This is a genomic window from Paraburkholderia bryophila (assembly GCF_013409255.1).
Lineage (GTDB): Bacteria > Pseudomonadota > Gammaproteobacteria > Burkholderiales > Burkholderiaceae > Paraburkholderia.
Map to the genome: position 1 here is coordinate 2,194,483 of NZ_JACCAS010000002.1, position 19,031 is coordinate 2,213,513.

The following is a 19,031-nucleotide window of genomic DNA, read 5'->3' on the forward strand; positions in this document are numbered from 1 at the left end:
CAAGTTGGCTATGGACCCATGCAGGGTCCGCCGGTCGCTGAAGATAGGCGCTACGCCGTGGCGGCCGCTATCGGTGTTTGTTCCAGCGGCGCAAAGCGCTGCGGCGACAGGGCGGGCGGCGCGAAAGTGTCCAGTTTCCGAACAGTGCGCGCGTGGTGATCGAAATGCATGAGCATGCTTCGATTCGTGTCGAAGCATCGGCAGGCGGGCGGCCTCTACACTCGTCTCAACTTCTTTCGACCTGGACGCCCCGTGACCGCGAACCTTCATTTCGCCATTGAAACCGCCGCGGCCAACGCGGCCGTCCGCTGATCGTGGCCGCGCTCGCGCCGACTCGCAGCGCCGCGTCCCGTGTGCTCGCCGCCACCTGTATCAGCTACACGGTGGTGTTGCTGGACGCGTCTATCGTCAATGTGGCGCTGGGGGAAATCAGCCGTACGCTGCGAAGCAACATAGCGGGGCTCCAGTGGGTCGTCAACGCTTACACGCTGACCTTCGCGAGTCTGCTGATGACCGGCGGCACGCTCGGCGACCGACTCGGCGCGCGCAACGTCTACCTCACCGGGCTTTCTGTTTTCGTGCTCGGCTCGGTGCTGTGCGGATTCGCGCCCGACCTCACGACGCTGACGTTGGCGCGCGCGTTGCAGGGCGTCGGTAGCGCGATGCTGGTGCCGTGTTCGCTCGCGCTGATCAACGACGCGTATCCGCTTCCCGCGCGTCGCGCCGCAGCCGTGAGTCTGTGGATGGGTTGCGGCGGTGTGGCGATGGCATCCGGTCCGTTGATCGGCGGGCTGCTGATTCATCTGCTCGGCTGGCGCAGTATCTTCTTCGTGAATGTGCCGATCGGGCTCGCCGGCATCTGGCTCGCGCAAGCGGTCGAGCGCACGACGTCGCCAGGAACGCGGCATGTCGATCTGCCGGGACAACTGGCGGGAATCGTCGCGCTGGGTACGGTGATCGGCGTGCTGATCGAAGGGCATCGGCTCGGCTGGCAATCCGCGCCGATCGTCGCGGGTATCGCGATCAGTGGCGTCGCGTGGCTCGCGTTCTTCGTGATCGAGACGCGGACCCGGCATCCCATGTTGCCGATGCAGTTTTTCCGCAATGCGTTGTTCTCGGCGTCGACGTTGGTGTCGCTGGTGTCGGCGTTTGTTTTCTACGGCATGTTGTTCACGTTCAGCCTGTTCTACCAGCAGGCGCGCGGTTATTCCGCACTCGACACCGGCCTCGCATTCCTGCCGATGACCGGTATGGTCGCGCTGGGCGGCCTGCTGTCGAGCCGGGTCGTGAAGCGGCTGGGCACGAGAGAGTCGATGTGTATCGCGTTCGCGCTGTACGCGTTGGGCGCCCTCGGCATGAGCCTCGCGAACGCCGCTTCGCCTTACTGGGTCGCCGTCGTGCCGATGCTCGCCATTGGCATGGCGTCCGGTTTTATTTCACCAGCGGCGACCTCGCCCGCGCTCGGTACCGTCGATAAAAATCGCGCGGGGATTGCCGCCGCCGTGTTGAATTCGGCGCGTCAAAGCGGCTCCGCACTGGGCGTGGCGATCTTCGGCACGTTCATTTCCACCGCCCACGTGTTTCAGCAGGCGATGAACGTGATTCTGGGCATCGTCGTGACGCTATCGACGATCGCCGCCTGCGTGTGGTGGGTGGCGTCGCGCCCGGTTGACGCGGAACCCTGCCGCCTGTCGTGAGTCAGCGACCGCGCGCAGCACCCACGGCAACCACAACCACAACCGCAACCGCATGGCTACACATCGATCCGCTTGCGCAAACTCTCGCCGGCCAAAGGCAAATCACGCAAACGCTGACCCGTCGCATCGAACAACGCATTGCCGAGCGCGCCTGCGGTCGGACCCATCGACGCTTCGGCGACGCCCAGAAACGGCATGCCGGGCCGGTTGATCAGATGCACGTTCACGGCACGCGGCACCGCCGAAAACCGCAGGATCGGATAACTGCTCCAGTCGAAGCTGCGGATTCGCGAGGTATCGAACTTCAGTTCCTCATACAGCGTCCAGCTGGCCGATTGAAGCACGCCGCCTTCGATCTGGTTGCGAATGCCGTCCGGGTTGACGCCTTGCCCGCAGTCCACCGCGACTTCCGCGTGTTCGAGCATCACCTGACCCGTTTCCGGCACGACGGAAATCTCCACGGCCATCGCGACATAAGCCATCAGGTTCTTGTACTTGCCGAACGCGAAGCCGACCCCGTGATTACGCTTGCGCGCTGCGCGCGGCCAGCCGAATTTTTCGGCGGCGAGTTTGATCACGTCATGCGCGCGTGGGTCCTGCATATGCTTGAGCCGGAACGCGACCGGATCGGCGCCCGCAGCGGCGGCCAGTTCGTCCATGAAGGTTTCGATCGCGAAGACGTTCATGTGCGCGCCGAGCGAACGCATCGCCGAGGTTTGCAGCGGCATGGTCGGCGAAAAATTGTTCATGACGTGCACGTTCGGCAACGTGTACAGCGGAATCGCGTTGCGGTCGCCGCCGCCTTCGGGCTGCACCATCGGCACGGACGGCGCCGAGACGAAAGGCTTCGCCAGCATGCGCGCCGGCAGGAGCCGACCCGCGTTGACGATCCGCTCATTGTGCGAACTGCTCCAGAGCGCGTAGTTCCAGTCGACGATGCTGCCGCCCGCGTCGAGCGACGCGCTCACTTCGGTGACCATCGCGGGCGTGAAGTGGTCCCACGTGTGCTCCTGTTCGCGCATCCACTGCACCCGCACCGGCTGGCCCGGCAACTCGCGCGCGATCAGTGCGGCGTGCGCGGCGACGTCGTCCGCGCCGTTGTGGCCGTAGCAGCCGGAGCCTTCCATGTGGATGCAACGAACCTGCTCCTTGGGCAGCGAGAGCATTTCAGTGAGGCCGTCGCGCAGCGGGTAGACGCCTTGCGAATGCGTCCACACCGTCATCACGCCGTCCTTGAACAGCGCGACCGAACAGGACGGCCCGATCGAACCGTGCAGCATGTAGCGCTTGGTGTATTTCGCGCTAAGCGTTTTGACGGGTGCGCCCGCCGCGCTGTGCGTGTTGGCGATCTCGATGTGCTGCGTGGAGATCGTCTTCAGATCGCGATGCACGGTGGCCGGATCGGGTAGCGTGCGACCGCCGCTCCACTGGCTGCCGGCCGCGAGCGCACGCTGTGCCTGCACGGCCTGCCATTCGCCTTTGGCGACCACGGCGAGCATGCTGCCGTCGCGGATCACCTTGATCACGCCCGGCATCTTCAGAATTTCGGGTGTGTTGGTCTGCATCAGTTGGGCGTCGTACACGGGCGGCATGACCACGCGCGCGTGCAGCATGCCGGGCATCGTGATGTCCTGCACGTAGCTCACGCCGCCGCTCACCTTGCCGGGAATGTCGAGTCTCGGCAGCGAGGTGCCGATCACGTTAAAGGTAGCGGGATCTTTCAGCGGCGACGACGGTGTCGCCAGACGATGCAGATCGACAAAGCCCACCGCCTGGCCGTAGGTCATGCTGCGGCCGTCGGGCGTTTTGATCACCGCGTTGCGCACGTTCAGCACCGTGCTGCTCACGCCAAACTTAGCGGCCGCGGCGTCGACCAGCAGACCGCGCACCTGGGCGGCGGCGTTCAGCAACGCGCTGCCGCTATCGGCCATCGTGTGGCTGCCGGCGGTGAGCCCTTCGTCCGGCGACGCGCCGGTGTCGGCGGTCAGGAACGTGATCAGCGCGGGCGCCATGTCGAGCTCTTCGGCCGCGACTTGCAACAGCGCGGTACGCACGCCGGTGCCCAGTTCCACCTTGCCGGTGTAGACGGTCACCTTGCCGGCCGGATCGATCTTGATCCACGCGTCGAGATACGGATTGGTCTTCAGGCTGCCGGCCAGCGTCTGGGTCGCTTTGCCGATATGCACGGCCGCGCCTTCGTCGGCGATCACTTCCTGCGCCATCGCCCTGACGCCGGGGAACAGGCTGAAGCTCACCACCAGCGCGCCGGACATCAGGAAGCGGCGGCGTCCTTCGTTGACGTCGTCGTGATCGAGGCTCATTGCGCGCCTCCGTGAGCCACCGCGCCGTAAGTTGCGGCAGACGTAGCCGCCGTATCCGGTACCGGCAAATGCGCGACTTCGCGGATCGCCGCGAGAATGCGTGTGTGCGTGCCGCAACGGCAGAGGTTGGTTTCCATATGGTCGAGCAATTCGCGCTCGGTAGGGCGCGGATTGCGATCGAGCAGCGCCTGCGCGCGCATGATCATGCCGGCGATACAGTAGCCGCACTGCGCCGCCTGGTGATCGATAAACGCCTTCTGCAACGGGCCGGGATGCTCGGCCGTCCCGAGACTTTCGATCGTGCGCACGGCGCGCGTGCCGATCGCCGACACCGGAATCAGGCACGAGAACGTCGCCTTGTCGCCGACGATCACGGTACAGGCGCCGCACTGGCCGAGTCCGCAGCCGAACTTCGCGCCATGCAGATGCAGGTCGTTGCGCAGCGCGTAGAGCAGCGGCGTGGAGGGATCGATATCGAGCGTGTGTTGCACGCCATTGACGGTAAGGTGGATCATCGCGCGTTGTTCTCCTTTCTGACTTTCGCGACCGTCGCCTCGACGTCCTGCCACGGACCGCGCTGCGAATACGCGGCGCGAACGTAGGACGCCAGATCGGCGATCTGCTGGTCGCTATAGACCTCGCTGAAGGCGGGCATGTAGTTCATGCTGTCCTCGCCCTGCCAGCCGTTGCCGCTGAGGATCATCTGCGCGGTGTTGCGCGGCGTGGTCGCGTTGATCGCGGTGCTGAAGGCGAGGGTGGGGCGTTCGCCGATCGATTGCATCGGCGCGGCAGGGCCGTGGCACTGCGCGCACGAGGCGGCGAACAGCAGCGCACCGCGTTGCGCGCCGGGCGAGGTCGCGCCTTGGGCCGCCACGTTGGCGAGTGCGGGTTGCGGCTTCTGGATCGACAGAATGTAAGAGGCGATCGCTTGCACGTCTTCTTCCGGCACGGTGGCCAGATCGCGCGTAACGGGCAGCATCGGACCGGCCGCCGCGCCATGTTCGCCGGCGCGGCCGGTGCGCAGATAGGTCACGAGTTGCTGCTGGGTCCACGGCTTGGGCGCCGCGCCGAGCGCATTGAGCGCGGGCGCTTCCCAACCGTCGACCACGCCGCCATCGAACGCATGGCCCAGCTTTTCGCCGCCAATCGCATTGAGCGGCGAATGACACGACGCGCAGTGCCCGAGGCCATCCACCAGCAGCTTGCCGCGATTCCACTGCGCGTCTTTCGACGCATCCGCTTGCTGCTCGCCGGGACGCAGGAACAACACGTTCCAGAAGGCCAGCGGCGGACGGAAATTCAGCGGGAAGATCAGGTCGTTGGCGGGCGCGGTTGCGTGGACCGGTTCACGGGTCATCAGATACGCGTAGGCCGCCGCGACATCGTGATCGGACATGCGCGTGAAGTGGATATACGGAAACGCGGGATACAGCAGATGACCGTCGCGTGCCACGCCGTGACGGACCGCCCGCGTGAACGCGTCGAGCGACCAGTTGCCGATGCCCGTCTCGGGATCGGGCGTGATGTTCGTCGCGTAGATCGTGCCGAACGGCGTGGCGAGCGGCAGACCGCCGGCGAACGGCTTGCCGCCCTTCGCGGTATGGCAGACGATGCAATCGCCGAGCGCCACGACACGCGCGCCCGCGAGCCGCGTCTGCGAGTCGAACGACGTCGCGGCCGGCGGCGCGATCGGATCGATGGCGGGGTTCCACGCCAGCAGCAGGAAAACGGTCAGCGCGGCGAGGATGACCACGCCGCCTGCCGCCAGCAGTTTCGACTTGCGGGTCATTCACGCACCTCTCACTGAAGTCTTGATTTAAAGAAAACGCATGCGCTGGGTAGTGCATGCGAGTGGGGACGAGCGCCGTCGCCGTGGGATCCCAACGAGTGGAACGGCACGGTTTTTTAATTGCAACGATGGGTTGTCGTGCCGGTGTTTGACTCGGTAGCGTTAGCGTATCGCCAACGCACTAAGAACTCCTGAAGCCGGACTAAATACTTGTTAATCCGAACGGCGCGATGCCGTCCGGACGCCTTGCTGCTTGAATCGAAACTGAAAGCGTCATGCAATCCGCGCTGCGTGCGGCCGACCGATCACGAGATAGTGAATGAGCGCAATCAGCGGGAAGGCGGTGGCAACAGTCGCGACCAGGGTCCAGCCGCCATGCTCATACAGCGGACTGGCCAACGCCGAACCGAATGCGCCGCCCACAAAAATGCTGGTCATATACAGCGCGTTCAGCCGGTTGCGGCTCGCCGCGTGCAGCGCATAGATCTCGCGTTGGCCGAGCACCATGTTCATCTGCACGGCGAAGTCGAGCACGATACCGGTCGCGACCAGGCCGAACACCCCCCACGCCGGATGAATCAACGCCGGCGTATAAGCGAGCGCGCCCACCACCAGCGCGATCAGCGTGGCGCGCATCGTATGGCCGCCATCGGCAAGACGTCCCGCCACCGGCGCCGAGGTCGCGCCGATCGCGCCGACCAGCGCGAAGATCGCGATCGCGGTCTGCGAGAGCCCGAACTGCCGCGTCAACTCGATCGGAATCGCGGTCCAGAAGAGGCTGAACGAAGCGAACATCAGTGCCTGATACAGCGAGCGGTGACGCAGCACCGGCATCGTGCGGACCAGGTGGCCGAGCGAGCCGATCAGCTCGAAGTAGGTCGCCTTGTGATCCGGCTGGCGGCGCGGAATGGTCAGCGCGAGCACGCTCGTGACGATCGCCATCAACACGGCGGCGCCGCCGAACACCACGCGCCAGCCGAAGTGTCCCGCCACCACGCTGGAGATCGGCCGCGACAGCAGAATGCCGAGCAGCAGGCCGCTCATGATCGTGCCGACCACCTTGCCGCGCGATTCGTCCGGCGCGAGATGCGCGGCGAGCGGAATCAGGATCTGCACGGCGACCGAGCTGAAGCCGATCAGCAGTGAAATCGCGAGGAACCAGCCGGCGTGATGCACGAAGGTCGCGGCGGCGAGACTCGCAATTGAAACAAGCGCGGTGGCGATCATCAGCTTGCGGTTCTCCAGCAGATCGCCCAACGGCACGAGGAAGAACAGGCCGAGCGCATAGCCGATCTGCGTCAGCGAAACGATCAGGCTGGCGGTGCCGGTGGACATGTGAATGTCCGGCGCGATCAGTTCGGTGATCGGTTGCGCGTAGTACAGATTCGCGACGATCGCGCCGCAGCAGAATGCGAACAGCGCGATCAATCCGCGTGTCAGTTTGACGTGGCCGATACCGCTCGCCGTCGTGGATGCCTGGGTTGACATTGCAACTCCCTAAAAAGAAAAAACGTGAACTCAGCGAGCGATGTTCATCACCCGGTCGCCGAGCGAAATACCGAGATCGGTCATCAGGCGGCCGCGTTGCAACTGCTGGTTTTCCCAGCGCTTGAGCGCGGCGTCGATCGTTACACCGCTCTGCCATGTCGACGACAACGCCCGCGCCAGTGCATGCGCATTCGCGGCGGCCTTCGCGGTGCTGCCCGCCGTATGCGGACGCGGCACCGAGGCGGCGTCGCCGAGCAGCACCGCGCGGCCGAACACCATGCGCGGCGAGCGCAGATCCACGATCGGCTGCAGGAACGGATCGTCCGTGCTGTCGACCAGCGCGCGAAACGTCGGCGCCAGCAAGGCCGCGGCGTCGTCGCGCAACACGGCGACGTCGGCGCGCTTGGTCGAGCCCGGCGGCAACGAAAACGCCCGCGGATGGCCGTACCGGTCGACCAGCAAACTATCGAGCTGCTCGCGGCTGTACTTGCGATACCACACCCAGTTCCAGCGACGTTCGCCGACCGCGGTCGAGTCGCGCTCGCCCGGAATCAGATAGGCGAGCGCCGAGTGTTCTTCGCCCTGCTGAAACGTGAAGCGCTCACGCAGCGTGTTCGCGGCCTGCAGCGGCAGGTTCGGTTCCTCGACGAGTCCGCGCCATGCGACATAGCCCGCATAGGCCGGCACGATCTCGGGCAACAGCCGCCGCCTGAGCGTCGAACGGATACCGTCGGCGCCGATCAGCAGATCGGCCTGCTCGCTGCGGCCGCTTTCGAACTGCGCGACGATCTGCTCGCCGTTCATGCGGAAATCGCCGAAGGTCTCGCCCGCGTGCTGCGACTCGACGGGCAACGCTTCTTTCATGGCGCGATACAGCAGGCTCCACGACGTTTGCATTTGCGGCATAGATAACTGCTCGACGCGGCGGTCGTCGCGATCCAGATAGATGCGCTCGCCCGACGCCACGCCCGGCGGGTCCGGCAGCGCGACGCCGGCAAACTGCAGCGCGTCCAGCACGTCCGGCTGAAGCACGATGCCGCCGCCGCGACTGTCGAGTTGGTGGGTCGAGGTTTCGAACACGTCGACCCGCCAGCCCGCCGCGCGCAGTGTGGTGGCCGTGAACAGGCCGCCCAGCGAGCCGCCGATCACGACGGCACGCGGTTGCTCGAGGGCTTTCATGCTGCGTCCCTCCGCGCTGCCGCACGCAGGGCCTGAGTGAACACCACGGGCGGCTGCGCGCCGCTGATCGCGTGGTCGTCGATCACGATCGTGGGCACCGCCTGAACGCCGCGCCGGTCGGCTCGTTCGCGCGCCGCGTCGACCTCCAGATCGCCCGCGGTGCTCGCCAGATAAGCGCGCACTTCGTCCGCGTCGAACGTGTGTTCGGCGGCGATCGCGACCAGCGTGTCGAGCGAGCCGATGTCGTGGCCTTCGGCGAAGTACGCGGCATAGATGGCCTGATACAGCGCGGCCGTGGTGCGCGGCTCATTGCGGCACTGCGCGAACTGCATCAGCCGATGCGCGAGACGCGTGTTCGGCGTGCGCAGCACGCGGTCGTAGTCGAATGCCGCGCCGGCGCTCAGGCCGGCGGCCGTCACCTGCGCGTCCATGGTTTGCGAGCGTGCCCAACTGCCGAACTTGAGGGTTCGATAGGCGCGCCGCTCCATGCCTTCCACGGGCATCGACGGGTTCAGCTCGAATGGCACGTAGCGAATCGACACGGCCTCGCCGACGCCGGCGTCGGCCAGCGCCGCGGAAAGATTCCGTTGGCCGATCCAGCACCACGGGCAAATAAAGTCGTAATGAACTTCCACCTGAATGGCTTGCATGTTGCACCCCTCACTAGGTAACGGATGCAGCTTATGCGTTGCGTTTGTGTTGCGGAATGGGACTAAAATGCAAACCCGCGTTGCGTTTTTTGCAACCAAACCTCTATCGACACCGAAACCGATACCGACCATGGACAAATTCCTTGCCGTGAAAACGCTGCTGGAAGTCGCCGATGCCGGCGGCTTTTCGAAGGCCGCGCGGCGTCTTGGCGTGGCGACTTCGTCGGTCACGCGCCTGATGGACTCGCTGGAAGCGTCGCTCGGCTCCGCGCTGCTGACCCGCACGCCTCGCAAGGTCAGTCTCACGGACGCCGGCATCGCCTACGTCGAGCAGGTCGGCAAGGTGCTCGACGATCTCGCCGAGGCGGACGAGAGCGTGTTCGACAGCGGCGCGTCGCCGGTCGGCTCGCTGCGCATCTCGGTGCCGTCCACCTTTAGCCGCTTAAGACTCGCGCCGCACCTGGCGGCGTTTCTCGCCGACCATCCGCGCGTCTTTCTCGACGTGGTGGTGGCCGACAACTTTCTCGACCTCGCGCTCGAACGGATCGACGTGGCGATCCGGATCGGCCGGCTGGATCGCGACCCCAACCTGATCGCCAGGAAGCTGGCCGACAATCCGCGCTACGTCGTCGCGAGCCATGGCTACCTCGAACAGCACGGCACGCCTCGCACGCCGCAGGAACTGGCCGACCACGAATGTCTGCGGGTCGCGTACGGCGGCGGCTATCGCACGCGTCAGATGTGGACCTTCGACCGCGACGGCGAAGAAGAGCGCGTCGAGGTGCGTGGGCGTTTGCTGTCGAACGGTCTCGACATCCTGCTCGAAGCGGTAATGGCGGGCCGCGGCATTGCGTTGCTGCCCGAGTGGCAGGTCAGCGCCGAGATTCGCGCCGGTCGTCTGATGCGGTTGTTCGAAGATTTCGACGCCAGCCCGCATCAGGGCGACGCGGTCGTCTATGCCGCGTATCTACCGAATCGCCGTCACTCCAGCAAAGTGCGCACGCTCGTGCAGTTTCTCGAAGCGCGGCTGCAAGGTGCGCTCGAAGGCTGAACAGCGGCCACCGAAGTGTAGAAAGAGCGCCGGCTTAATGTCCTGCAAAAAAATGAATAGTTCTGAGGGCGGCACGCGCAACGCATCCGCCGTGGGTTCTGAAGCTTGATATTTTTTAAGAATGATTAAGGGGTTCAACAAGGACGTTGATAAACGCCGTGGCTAGACTGGTTTCAGTTTTTCACGCACTTCAGGCAAGTGCGGCATGTCTCCCATGTCAACTCACCCTTTTAGGACTTACATAGTCATGGCTAATCCGAAACTCGAAGTGCTGACCCCGGCAAACTCCCAGCTCATCTTCATCGACCAGCAGCCGCAAATGGCTTTCGGCGTTCAGTCGATGGATCGTCAAGCACTGAAGAACAACGTCGTCGGCCTCGCAAAGGCAGCGAAGGTATTCAATATTCCCACCACGATTACCTCGGTGGAATCGGAAAGCTTCTCGGGCTACACGTACCCGGAATTGCTGGACGTGTTCCCGGATCACAAGGTGCTCGAACGCACGTCGATGAATTCGTGGGACGACCAGAAGGTGCGTGACGCACTTGCGGCGAACGGTCGCAAGAAAGTGGTGGTGGCCGGTCTGTGGACCGAAGTGTGCAACAACACCTTCTCGCTGTGCGCCATGGACGAAGGCGACTACGAAATCTACATGGTTGCCGACGCGTCGGGCGGCACGTCGAAAGAAGCGCACGACTACGCGATGCAACGCATGATCCAGGCCGGCGTGGTGCCGGTGACGTGGCAACAGGTGCTGCTCGAATGGCAACGCGACTGGGCGCACAAGGAAACGTACGACGCGATCATGAAGCTCGTCAAGGAGCATTCGGGCGCGTACGGCATGGGCGTCGACTACGCGTACACGATGGTTCACAAGGCAGCTCAGCGCACGGCGCAGCAGCACGAAATCCTGGCGGCAGTGCCGGCGAAGACGAAGTAAGCACGCCCGCTTGCCCTGACTAGCTCCGCGCATTCGACGCGGAGCGCTCCCTATGAGGATCGCCATGACTTCCAGTACTTCCGCGCCGACGCCGGCCGACGTCGTCTTCTTCAACGGCAAGATCGCCACGCAGGACGACAAGCGTTCGTTCGCCGATTCGATCGCCGTCGCCGATGGCCGCGTGGTCGCCGCGGGTTCCCGCGACGCCGTGATGCGGCATGTCAACGACAAGACGCGGCATGTCGACCTCCAGGGGCGCACCGTCATTCCCGGTTTGAACGACTCGCATCTGCACATTATTCGCGGCGGCCTGAACTTCAACCTTGAACTGCGCTGGGACGGCGTGCCGTCGCTCGCGGACGCGCTCGACATGTTGCGCAAGCAGGTGGCCCGCACGCCGGCGCCGCAATGGGTGCGCGTGGTGGGCGGCTGGAACGAATTCCAGTTCGCTGAACGCCGTGGCCCGACGCTCGAAGAAATCAATGCCATCGCACCGGATACGCCGGTGTTCATCCTGCATCTGTACGACAGCGCGTTGCTGAATGCTGCCGCGTTGCGCGCGGTCGGCTATACGAAAGACACGCCGAATCCGCCGGGCGGCGAGATTCAGCGCGACAAGCGCGGCAATCCGACCGGCATGCTGATCGCACGGCCGAACGCCGGGCTCCTGTACGCGACGCTCGCGAAGGGTCCGAAGCTGCCGCCGGAAGATCAGCGCAATTCCACGCGGCACTTCATGCGCGAGTTGAACCGTCTCGGCGTGACCAGCGCGATCGACGCGGGCGGCGGCTTCCAGGCCTACCCGGACGATTACGCCGTGATCATGGACCTGGCGAAGCACAATGAACTGACCGTGCGGATCGCCTACAACCTGTTCACGCAGAACGCCAAAAAGGAAATCGAAGATTTCGCGAAGTGGGTGAAAGTGACCAAGCCCGGCGACGGCGACGATTTTTTACGCGTGAACGGCGCCGGCGAAATGTTGGTGTTCTCGGCGGCGGACTTCGAAGACTTTCTCGAACCGCGCCCCGATCTGCCGGACACGCTCGAAGTGGAACTCGAAGCGGTGGTGCGCCTGCTGGTGGCGAACCGCTGGCCGTTCCGTCTGCACGCCACATATAACGAGTCGATCGAGCGTTTCCTGAACGTGTTCGAACGCGTCAACGCCGACATTCCGTTCAACGGATTGCGCTGGTTCTTCGACCATTGCGAAACGATCACGCAACAGAATATCGAGCGCGTCCGCGCGCTCGGCGGCGGTATTGCGATCCAGCATCGTATGGCCTTCCAGGGCGAGTACTTCATCCAGCAATACGGTGAAGAGGCCGTCAAGCGCACGCCGCCGATCCGCCACATGCTGGACGCCGGCCTGCCGGTCGGCGCGGGTACGGACGCGACACGCGTCGCCAGCTTCAACCCGTTCGTCTCGCTGTACTGGATGGTGTCGGGCAAGACGGTGGGCGGCACGCAGATGTATTCGGCCGAGAACCGGCTCGACCGCATGGAAGCCCTGCGTCGCTACACGGTGGGCAGCGCGTGGTTCTCGAACGAAGACGACAAGAAGGGCGCGCTGGTGCCGGGCCAATTCGCCGATTTCGCGGTGCTCAGCGAGGACTACTTCAGCGTCGACGAGAGCCGCATCAAGTTCCTCGAATCGGTCATGACGGTGGTGGGCGGCAAGGTCGTCTACGCCGACGACGAATTCGCGCCGCTCGCCCCGCCCGCGCTGCCGGTCAGCCCGTCGTGGTCGCCGGTCGCGGAGTTCGGTGGCTACAGCCGCTACAAACCCACCGCGGTGGCCTGCGTGGACGGCTGCGTGAATCTGTGCGGCGTGCATGCTCACGCGCACGGCTGGGCGTGGCGCAAGAACGTGCCGGTCAGCGATTCGAACGGCTTCTGGGGCGCGCTGGGATGTAGCTGCTTCGCTTTCTGAGCGTTACCGGTTCAATCCACCCCGCGAGCGAGGAGCTGTATGCCGACTCTGACTGATGGCGTGTTGTTCGGCCTCGGCATTCTGGTGCTCGATTTTCTCGCGTGGCGGTTCATGATCCGCACGAGCGATCAGGCGCGCCTCGCTTTCCGGGCGCTCCTGTTCGCTCTGTCTACTTACGTGCTGTTCAGTTCGGGCATGAATCCGCTGCGTGCGGCGCCGTGGCCCGATCAACCGCTGCGTCATCTGCTCGCGCAAGTGCTGGAAGTGGTCTGGTGGCTACAGGGTGCGCGGCTGCTGACCATCGTGCTGGATCGCACCGTGCTGCCCGAAACGTGGCACAAGGAACGGCTGTTTCAGGACGTGTTCGGCGCGCTGCTGTTTCTGGCCGCCGCGGTCGGCGCGATCGCCTTCGTGTTGCAACTGCCGGTGCGCGGGCTGCTCGCTACTTCCGGCGCGTTAGCCGTGGTGCTCGGGCTGGCGATTCAGAGCACGCTGAACGACGTGTTTTCCGGTGTCGTGCTGAACGCCACCGAGCCGTTTCGGATTGGCGACTGGGTCACCATCGGCGAGGTGGAAGGCAAGGTGATCGAGAGCAACTGGCGCGCTACCAGCCTGCTGAACGGCCAGGGCAATATCGTCGTGATCCCGAACAGCGTGGCGGCGCGCACCAACATCGTCAACGCGAATCAGCCGTCGCATACGCATGGCATCAGCGTCGTGCTGCCGATCAAACCGTCGATCCGGCCGGCGCTCGTGCTGGCGGCGCTGTCGAACGCCGCGCAGAGCGCCGAAGGCGTGCTGGACGATCCCAAACCGGTTGTCAGCGTGCGGCGCGCAACCAACGACGCGATCGAGTACGAGATCGTCTGCTACGTCGCTGAGCTCGACAGAAAAATCGAGGTGCGCAACGACCTGTTCGATCTCGCGCACCGGCATCTGGCGTCGCGCGGCGTGCTGTTGCAGCCGCTGTCGGTGCCCGAGCCGGCGCCCGCCGGCATCACCGAGAAGCAGCGCCTGCTGCGCAACGTGCTGATCTTCCGCACGCTCGAAGACAACGAACTGAACGAACTTGCCGCGAAGCTCACCCGGCACGAATTCGATGTCGGCGAAACCATTTACACGGCCGCGGACGAGAGCGGCCACGAACTGCACATTCTCGCGCAAGGGGTGGCCAAGGCGGTCGTCTCGAAAGACGGCGGCGAGGTCGAGTTGCGGCGCCTCGCGCCCGGCGATTCGATCGGCCAGTCGGGCATTCTGGCGGGCGTCAGGACGGCGGTGATCGTGCGCGCCACAACCCGCGCCATCGTGTTCCGGCTCGATAAGACCGCGTTGACGCCGGTGCTCGAGCGGCGCCCCGATGTAGCGAAGGAGATGTGCCGTCTGCTGTCGGAACACCACGCCACTGAAGAATTGTTGCTGGCGCCGCCGCACGGCGTGGAGGACAACCCCGGTGGCTTGCTGCAATGGATTCGCGACGGCGTGCGGCGCTTCCACGAGTTGACGCTGTGACGGTCACGCCCGACGTGCGCGGCTTTGATCGGTTCGGCATAACGGTCGCGTCGATTAAGTCTTTTTAAGAAAGTGCCAAAGTCTTAATGGGGTTAACTCGTTACGCTGCAATGGAGTGGACCTGACCTCGTTTCGTCCCGCCTGGCTTGGCGGCGAGGCCGCCCCGTCAGCGCCGGAGCGCGCCACGGCGGGGACGTCCCATACGGAGACTTGAGATGAAGAAAACCATTGCCGGCGTGGACATTCCCGATGGCGTAGTGGCTCAGGCGGCAAGCGATTTGATGCGCAGCGTGGAATCCGAGTTGATGTTCCATCACGCGCAGCGCACGTTTCTGTTCGGGGCGTTGGCGGGACACCGCGACAACCTGACGTTCGACGCCGAACTGCTCTACGTTGGCGCGCTGTTTCACAACGCCGGGCTGAATCTGAAGTATCGAAACTCGCTGCATCGTTTCGAAGTGGACGGCGCGAACGCCGCGCGTGAGTTTCTGCAGCAGTACGCCGTGGCCGATAGCGACATCAAGGAAGTCTGGACGGCGATTGCCTTGCATACCACGCCGGGCATTCCGCAGTACATGTCGCCGCTGGTGGCGATGATCAGCGCCGGTGTGCAGATGGACGTGCGCGGCGAGCATTACGACGAATTCACCGCGCAGCAGCGCGACGAAATCGTGCAGGCGTATCCGCGCGAATCCGGCTTCAAGAAGAAGCTGATCGAAGCGTACGCGCGCGGCATGGAGCATCGTCCCGCGACGACGTACGGGACCGTGAATGCCGACGTGCTGGACCGGTGGGATCCGAACTATCGCCGGCTGAATTTTTGTGGACTGGTGCTGGGTTCGGACTGGTCGAATTGAAATTGAAGTGGATTCTGGAAAGGAAACAAAGCATGGGCTACCTCATTTCACTGGGCGTCGGTTTCGGCGTCGGATTGCTGTACTGGCTATTGAAAGTGCAGTCGCCGGCGCCGCCGCTGATCGCGCTTGCTGGGCTGCTCGGCATGGTGCTGGGCGAGCACGCGATACCGGTCGTCAAGGCGCAGTTCTTCGCGCAGGAACAAACGCAGAGTCAGACCCAGCCGCAACCGGTGCAAGTCGCGCAGGCGAACGGCGGCGCGGTGCAAAAGGCAGTCACGCCGGGCGCGCCGAAGGACGGCGGCTGATGGCACGCGTGGACTGCTCGCACAAAACGGAGCGGCGCGGGTGAACCAGCACGAAGACACGATCCTCGCGCTGATTGCGGGCTACGTCGACACGCTCGGCTTCATCGCGCTGTTCGGCCTGTTCACCGCGCATGTGACCGGCAACTTCGTGCTGATCGGCGCGGAAGTGGCCGGTGTGGGCCAAGGCGTGCTGCTGAAGCTGCTGGCGTTTCCGTCGTTCATCGCGGGCATTGCCATGAGCAGTGTGATTTTCAAGTTTCTGGAGCGCCACCACGCGGCGCAGGCGGCAAGCGCGTTGTATCTGCTGCAGGCCGCGCTGCTGACGTCGTTTCTCGTGACCGGCATGCTGGCGACGCCGATCACGGATGTGAGCGCCGCCATGGTGTTGATTTGCGGCGTGCTGGGCACCATGGCCATGGGCGTGCAGAACGCGCGCGGCCGGCTGCTGCAGGTGACCGGCCTGCCGAATACGGTGATGACCGGCAACGTCACGCAGGTGGTGCTGGATGTGGTCGAACTGATTCATCGCGGTACGCAAGGCGATCACGGGCAGAAGGTGAGCGGACGGCTCAAGTCGACGCTCGCCGCCATGGGCGGTTTCGCCGTCGGGGCAATGGCCGGCGCGCTGGCTTTTGTGCAGGTGTCGTTCGTCGCCGTGGCATTGCCCGTGGCCGTGCTGCTGTTTCTGGCCTGGAAGAGGCGGGCCGCGACATGATTCGCGCCACGGCGCCGGACGCGCCGCTCTCCGCAGATCAACCCATACGGCCTCGCGGTGCCGAGGCTGGTCGTTCAATCGTTGCTAACACAATCGGGTAATCCAAATGTTCAAATCGCTGCATCGGTTTCGTCCTCTCGCGCTGCTGTCCGCCGCGCTGCTGATCGGCTTCGCGCCCGTTTCGTCCGCCTTCGCCGATGCCGGCCCGGCGGAAGTGCCGGGCGCCAAGACGGCGCTGGTGAAGCACCCCGACGTGTCGGTCGGGGCGCAGTACGACACGACCCACGTGTACGTGGCCGACGCCGACCTCGACGCGTTCGTCACCAGCTTCATCACGACGTTCGGCGGCAAGGCGTCGCCGCGCGCCGTGTTCACGGTCACGCCGACGCCGAGCAAGACCGCGTCGCAATACGTGCAGACGCCGGTCGGCATGCTGTCGGTGTTCGGCTTCGAAACGCCGGTGCCGTATCCGTTCGGCAATGAGCGCACCGGTTACCTCGTCACCGACATCGATCAGGCCGTGAAAGCCGCGCGCGCGGCCGGCGCGGATGTGCTGGTCGATTCGTTCGACGACCCGATCGGCAAGGACGCGATCATTCAATGGCCGGGCGGTCTGACGATGCAGCTTTACTGGCACACCAAGGCGCCGAACTATGCGCCGCTTCAGAGCGTGCCGGATAACCGCGTGTACGTGTCGCGTTACGAAGCGAATAACTTCGTGCGCCGCTGGCTGCACTTCTCGCACGGCAAGGTGGTGTCGGACAATCCGCGCGCGGATGCCGGCGTGATCGGCCGTCCGGGCGAGACGGTGCGCGAGATTCAGATCAGTTCGGGTTTCGGCCGCATGGTCGTGTTCGTGACGGACGGCAAGCTGCCGTTCCCGTTCGGACGTGAGACCACCGGCTACGCGGTCGCCGACGTTGCGCAAACGCTCGAACGTGCGCAAGCGGCCGGTGCGAAGGTGCTCTATCCGGCGTACACCAGCGGCTCGCACAAGACCGCGATGCTCGAATTCCCGGGCGGATACATTGCCGAAGTGCACGATGGTCAATGAAGCCGTCGTCGTGAACCGATCGGCGTCGACGCGCGCTGAGCGCCGGGGGCGGCGCGACAGCGCGTTGCGCGCGGTTCGTGCGTTGCTGCTGGGCACGGGGCTGGCGGCGGCGCTGCCGGCCGCGGCCGCGGTGAATACCGCGCTAGGCAGCGCGGACGATACCGCGGCGGGCAGCGACACCGTGGTGGCCGCCACCACGCCGGCTGCGTCGTGCGCGCGTCCCGTGATCATGTTCAACCGCTGGCAGGAAAACTGGTCGGTGCTGGCGAATCCGTGCGTGCCGAAAAAGCCGTTCGATTTGCTCAAGTACATTCCGTTGTTTGGGAACCCCGACGCCTATATTTCGCTCGGCATGGTGTGGCGCGAGCGGGTCGAGATGAACGACGCGCCGCTCTTCGGCCTGGGCAGCGGACACGACGATACCTATCTGCTGCAGCGACTCGAAGTGCACGCCGACGTGCACCTCGGCCCGCATGTGCAGATATTCACGCAGTTCGAAAGCGCGCAGCCCTACGGCAAGGACAACGTCACGCCGGTCGACAAGAATCCGCTCGACTTGCGGCAGGCGTTCGTCGCGATTACGGAACCGCTCGGGCCGGGCACGTTCAAGTTCCGCGTCGGCCGCCAGGAAATGGCGTTCGACTTGCAGCGATTCATTTCCGTGCGCGACGGCCCGAACGTGCGTCAGGCGTTCGACGCCGTCTGGGCCGACTATGAGACCGGCCCATGGCGCTGGATCGCGTACGCGTCGCAGCCGGTGCAGTATCGCGACAACTCGGATTTCGACGACGTGTCCAACCGCGACCTGACGTTCAGCGGTGTGCGGGTGGAGCGCAAAGGCGTCGGACCCGGCGACGTATCCGCGTATTACTCGCGCTACAACCGTAACAACGCGCGCTTTCTCGATGCCACCGGCAACGAGCATCGCGACGTGTTCGACGCGCGTTATGCCGGCACGCTCGGGCATATCGACTGGGACGTCGAAGGCATGTATCAGTCGGGGCACGTGGGCAATAAAACGATCGGCGCGTGGGCGGTCGGATCGCTGGCGGGTTACACGCTGGCCTCCGCGCCGTGGACGCCGCGTCTCGGCGTGCAGGTGGATGCCGCCTCGGGCGACAACCATCCGGGCGACGGCCGCATCGGCACGTTCAATCCGCTGTTTCCGAACGGCTATTACTTCGCGCTGGCCGGCTACACCGGTTACGCGAACCTGATTCACGTGAAGCCGACGCTGACGCTCAAGCCGAACAGCAAGCTGACGCTGCTCGCGGGCGTGGGTCTGCAATGGCGCGAGACCACCGCCGACGCCGTCTATCAGCAAGGCTCGGCGGTCGTGCCGGGCACGGCGGGTCACGGTACTGGCTGGACCGGTTTCTATACGCAGTTGCGCGCCGACTATGCGGTCGCCGCCAATCTCACCGCGGCCGTGGAAGCGGTGCATTTCCAGGTGGGACCGTCGCTGCGCGATCTGGGCGCGCGCAATGCCGACTATATCGGCGCCGAATTCAAGTTCGGCTGGTAGAGAGCCGCAGGGTTTGCA

Annotated in this window: 17 protein-coding genes; 10 read left to right on the top strand and 7 right to left on the bottom strand. The window is 64.6% G+C overall.

What is annotated here, in order from left to right; genetic code table 11:
- Window positions 1-50: 50 nt before the first annotated feature.
- On the bottom strand, window positions 51-176 hold the full coding sequence (locus tag GGD40_RS37110; protein ID WP_257030630.1) for a hypothetical protein: 126 nt from the start codon (window positions 174-176) through the stop codon (window positions 51-53).
- A 138-nt stretch (window positions 177-314) separates the two neighbouring features.
- On the opposite strand from GGD40_RS37110, the gene GGD40_RS30795 reads away from it, so the two are divergent.
- Window positions 315-1,697: an MFS transporter gene (locus tag GGD40_RS30795; protein ID WP_179746176.1), complete on the top strand. Its 1,383-nt coding sequence runs from the start codon at window positions 315-317 to the stop codon at window positions 1,695-1,697.
- A gap of 56 nt (window positions 1,698-1,753) precedes the next feature.
- On the opposite strand, the gene GGD40_RS30800 is transcribed toward GGD40_RS30795, so the two are convergent.
- From GGD40_RS30800 to GGD40_RS30825, 6 genes are all read right to left on the bottom strand, one after another.
- A complete protein-coding gene (locus GGD40_RS30800; RefSeq protein WP_179746177.1) occupies window positions 1,754-4,018 on the bottom strand; it encodes a xanthine dehydrogenase family protein molybdopterin-binding subunit in 2,265 nt (754 codons plus the stop codon).
- Window positions 4,015-4,533: a (2Fe-2S)-binding protein gene (locus tag GGD40_RS30805; RefSeq protein WP_179710511.1), complete on the bottom strand. Its 519-nt coding sequence runs from the start codon at window positions 4,531-4,533 to the stop codon at window positions 4,015-4,017. Before GGD40_RS30805 ends, GGD40_RS30800 begins: the two co-directional genes overlap by 4 nt.
- Window positions 4,530-5,807, bottom strand: a complete 1,278-nt coding sequence (locus GGD40_RS30810) for a c-type cytochrome (RefSeq protein WP_179746178.1) — start codon at window positions 5,805-5,807, stop codon at window positions 4,530-4,532. The genes GGD40_RS30805 and GGD40_RS30810 overlap by 4 nt, the downstream gene beginning before the upstream one ends.
- A gap of 273 nt (window positions 5,808-6,080) precedes the next feature.
- On the bottom strand, window positions 6,081-7,295 hold the full coding sequence (locus GGD40_RS30815; protein WP_179746179.1) for an MFS transporter: 1,215 nt from the start codon (window positions 7,293-7,295) through the stop codon (window positions 6,081-6,083).
- 30 nt (window positions 7,296-7,325) lie between these two features.
- Window positions 7,326-8,474, bottom strand: a complete 1,149-nt coding sequence (locus GGD40_RS30820; protein WP_179746180.1) for an FAD binding domain-containing protein — start codon at window positions 8,472-8,474, stop codon at window positions 7,326-7,328.
- Window positions 8,471-9,124 (bottom strand): DsbA family oxidoreductase, encoded by a 654-nt coding sequence (locus tag GGD40_RS30825; RefSeq protein WP_179746181.1) that lies wholly within the window; start codon window positions 9,122-9,124, stop codon window positions 8,471-8,473. Before GGD40_RS30825 ends, GGD40_RS30820 begins: the two co-directional genes overlap by 4 nt.
- Before the next feature lie 130 nt (window positions 9,125-9,254).
- Between GGD40_RS30825 and GGD40_RS30830 the strand changes: the two genes are divergently transcribed.
- The 9 genes from GGD40_RS30830 to GGD40_RS30870 all read left to right on the top strand — a co-directional run bounded on the left by GGD40_RS30830 (window position 9,255) and on the right by GGD40_RS30870 (window position 19,013).
- On the top strand, window positions 9,255-10,175 hold the full coding sequence (locus GGD40_RS30830) for a LysR family transcriptional regulator (RefSeq protein WP_179746182.1): 921 nt from the start codon (window positions 9,255-9,257) through the stop codon (window positions 10,173-10,175).
- A 247-nt stretch (window positions 10,176-10,422) separates the two neighbouring features.
- Entirely contained in the window at window positions 10,423-11,115 is a 693-nt protein-coding gene (locus GGD40_RS30835) for a hydrolase (protein WP_179746183.1), read from the top strand.
- A 64-nt stretch (window positions 11,116-11,179) separates the two neighbouring features.
- Entirely contained in the window at window positions 11,180-13,048 is a 1,869-nt protein-coding gene (locus GGD40_RS30840) for an amidohydrolase (protein ID WP_035555183.1), read from the top strand.
- Window positions 13,049-13,087: 39 nt separating this feature from the next.
- Entirely contained in the window at window positions 13,088-14,557 is a 1,470-nt protein-coding gene (locus tag GGD40_RS30845) for a mechanosensitive ion channel family protein (RefSeq protein ID WP_179746184.1), read from the top strand.
- Between the two features lie 215 nt (window positions 14,558-14,772).
- Window positions 14,773-15,414: an HD domain-containing protein gene (locus tag GGD40_RS30850; RefSeq protein WP_179746185.1), complete on the top strand. Its 642-nt coding sequence runs from the start codon at window positions 14,773-14,775 to the stop codon at window positions 15,412-15,414.
- A 32-nt stretch (window positions 15,415-15,446) separates the two neighbouring features.
- On the top strand, window positions 15,447-15,719 hold the full coding sequence (locus GGD40_RS30855) for a DUF1427 family protein (RefSeq protein ID WP_179710495.1): 273 nt from the start codon (window positions 15,447-15,449) through the stop codon (window positions 15,717-15,719).
- 40 nt (window positions 15,720-15,759) lie between these two features.
- Window positions 15,760-16,434 carry a YoaK family protein gene (locus GGD40_RS30860; RefSeq protein WP_373565379.1) on the top strand — a complete coding sequence of 225 codons (675 nt, stop codon included), beginning with the start codon at window positions 15,760-15,762 and terminating at the stop codon, window positions 16,432-16,434.
- Window positions 16,435-16,540: 106 nt separating this feature from the next.
- Window positions 16,541-17,488: a VOC family protein gene (locus GGD40_RS30865; RefSeq protein WP_179746186.1), complete on the top strand. Its 948-nt coding sequence runs from the start codon at window positions 16,541-16,543 to the stop codon at window positions 17,486-17,488.
- Entirely contained in the window at window positions 17,478-19,013 is a 1,536-nt protein-coding gene (locus GGD40_RS30870) for an alginate export family protein (protein ID WP_179746187.1), read from the top strand. Before GGD40_RS30865 ends, GGD40_RS30870 begins: the two co-directional genes overlap by 11 nt.
- Window positions 19,014-19,031: the final 18 nt, after the last annotated feature.

Bases quoted from the DNA above. Each gene is read 5' to 3' on its own strand.
- GGD40_RS30830 (WP_179746182.1), top strand. From the start codon at position 9,255: ATGGACAAATTCCTTGCCGTGAAAACGCTGCTGGAAGTCGCCGATGCC.
- GGD40_RS30850 (WP_179746185.1), top strand. From the start codon at position 14,773: ATGAAGAAAACCATTGCCGGCGTGGACATTCCCGATGGCGTAGTGGCT.
- GGD40_RS30820 (WP_179746180.1), bottom strand. From the start codon at position 8,474: ATGAAAGCCCTCGAGCAACCGCGTGCCGTCGTGATCGGCGGCTCGCTG.
- GGD40_RS30810 (WP_179746178.1), bottom strand. From the start codon at position 5,807: ATGACCCGCAAGTCGAAACTGCTGGCGGCAGGCGGCGTGGTCATCCTC.
- GGD40_RS30825 (WP_179746181.1), bottom strand. From the start codon at position 9,124: ATGCAAGCCATTCAGGTGGAAGTTCATTACGACTTTATTTGCCCGTGG.
- GGD40_RS30835 (WP_179746183.1), top strand. From the start codon at position 10,423: ATGGCTAATCCGAAACTCGAAGTGCTGACCCCGGCAAACTCCCAGCTC.
- GGD40_RS30855 (WP_179710495.1), top strand. From the start codon at position 15,447: ATGGGCTACCTCATTTCACTGGGCGTCGGTTTCGGCGTCGGATTGCTG.
- GGD40_RS37110 (WP_257030630.1), bottom strand. From the start codon at position 176: ATGCTCATGCATTTCGATCACCACGCGCGCACTGTTCGGAAACTGGAC.
- GGD40_RS30815 (WP_179746179.1), bottom strand. From the start codon at position 7,295: ATGTCAACCCAGGCATCCACGACGGCGAGCGGTATCGGCCACGTCAAA.
- GGD40_RS30800 (WP_179746177.1), bottom strand. From the start codon at position 4,018: ATGAGCCTCGATCACGACGACGTCAACGAAGGACGCCGCCGCTTCCTG.
- GGD40_RS30805 (WP_179710511.1), bottom strand. From the start codon at position 4,533: ATGATCCACCTTACCGTCAATGGCGTGCAACACACGCTCGATATCGAT.
- GGD40_RS30845 (WP_179746184.1), top strand. From the start codon at position 13,088: ATGCCGACTCTGACTGATGGCGTGTTGTTCGGCCTCGGCATTCTGGTG.
- GGD40_RS30870 (WP_179746187.1), top strand. From the start codon at position 17,478: ATGGTCAATGAAGCCGTCGTCGTGAACCGATCGGCGTCGACGCGCGCT.
- GGD40_RS30840 (WP_035555183.1), top strand. From the start codon at position 11,180: ATGACTTCCAGTACTTCCGCGCCGACGCCGGCCGACGTCGTCTTCTTC.
- GGD40_RS30865 (WP_179746186.1), top strand. From the start codon at position 16,541: ATGTTCAAATCGCTGCATCGGTTTCGTCCTCTCGCGCTGCTGTCCGCC.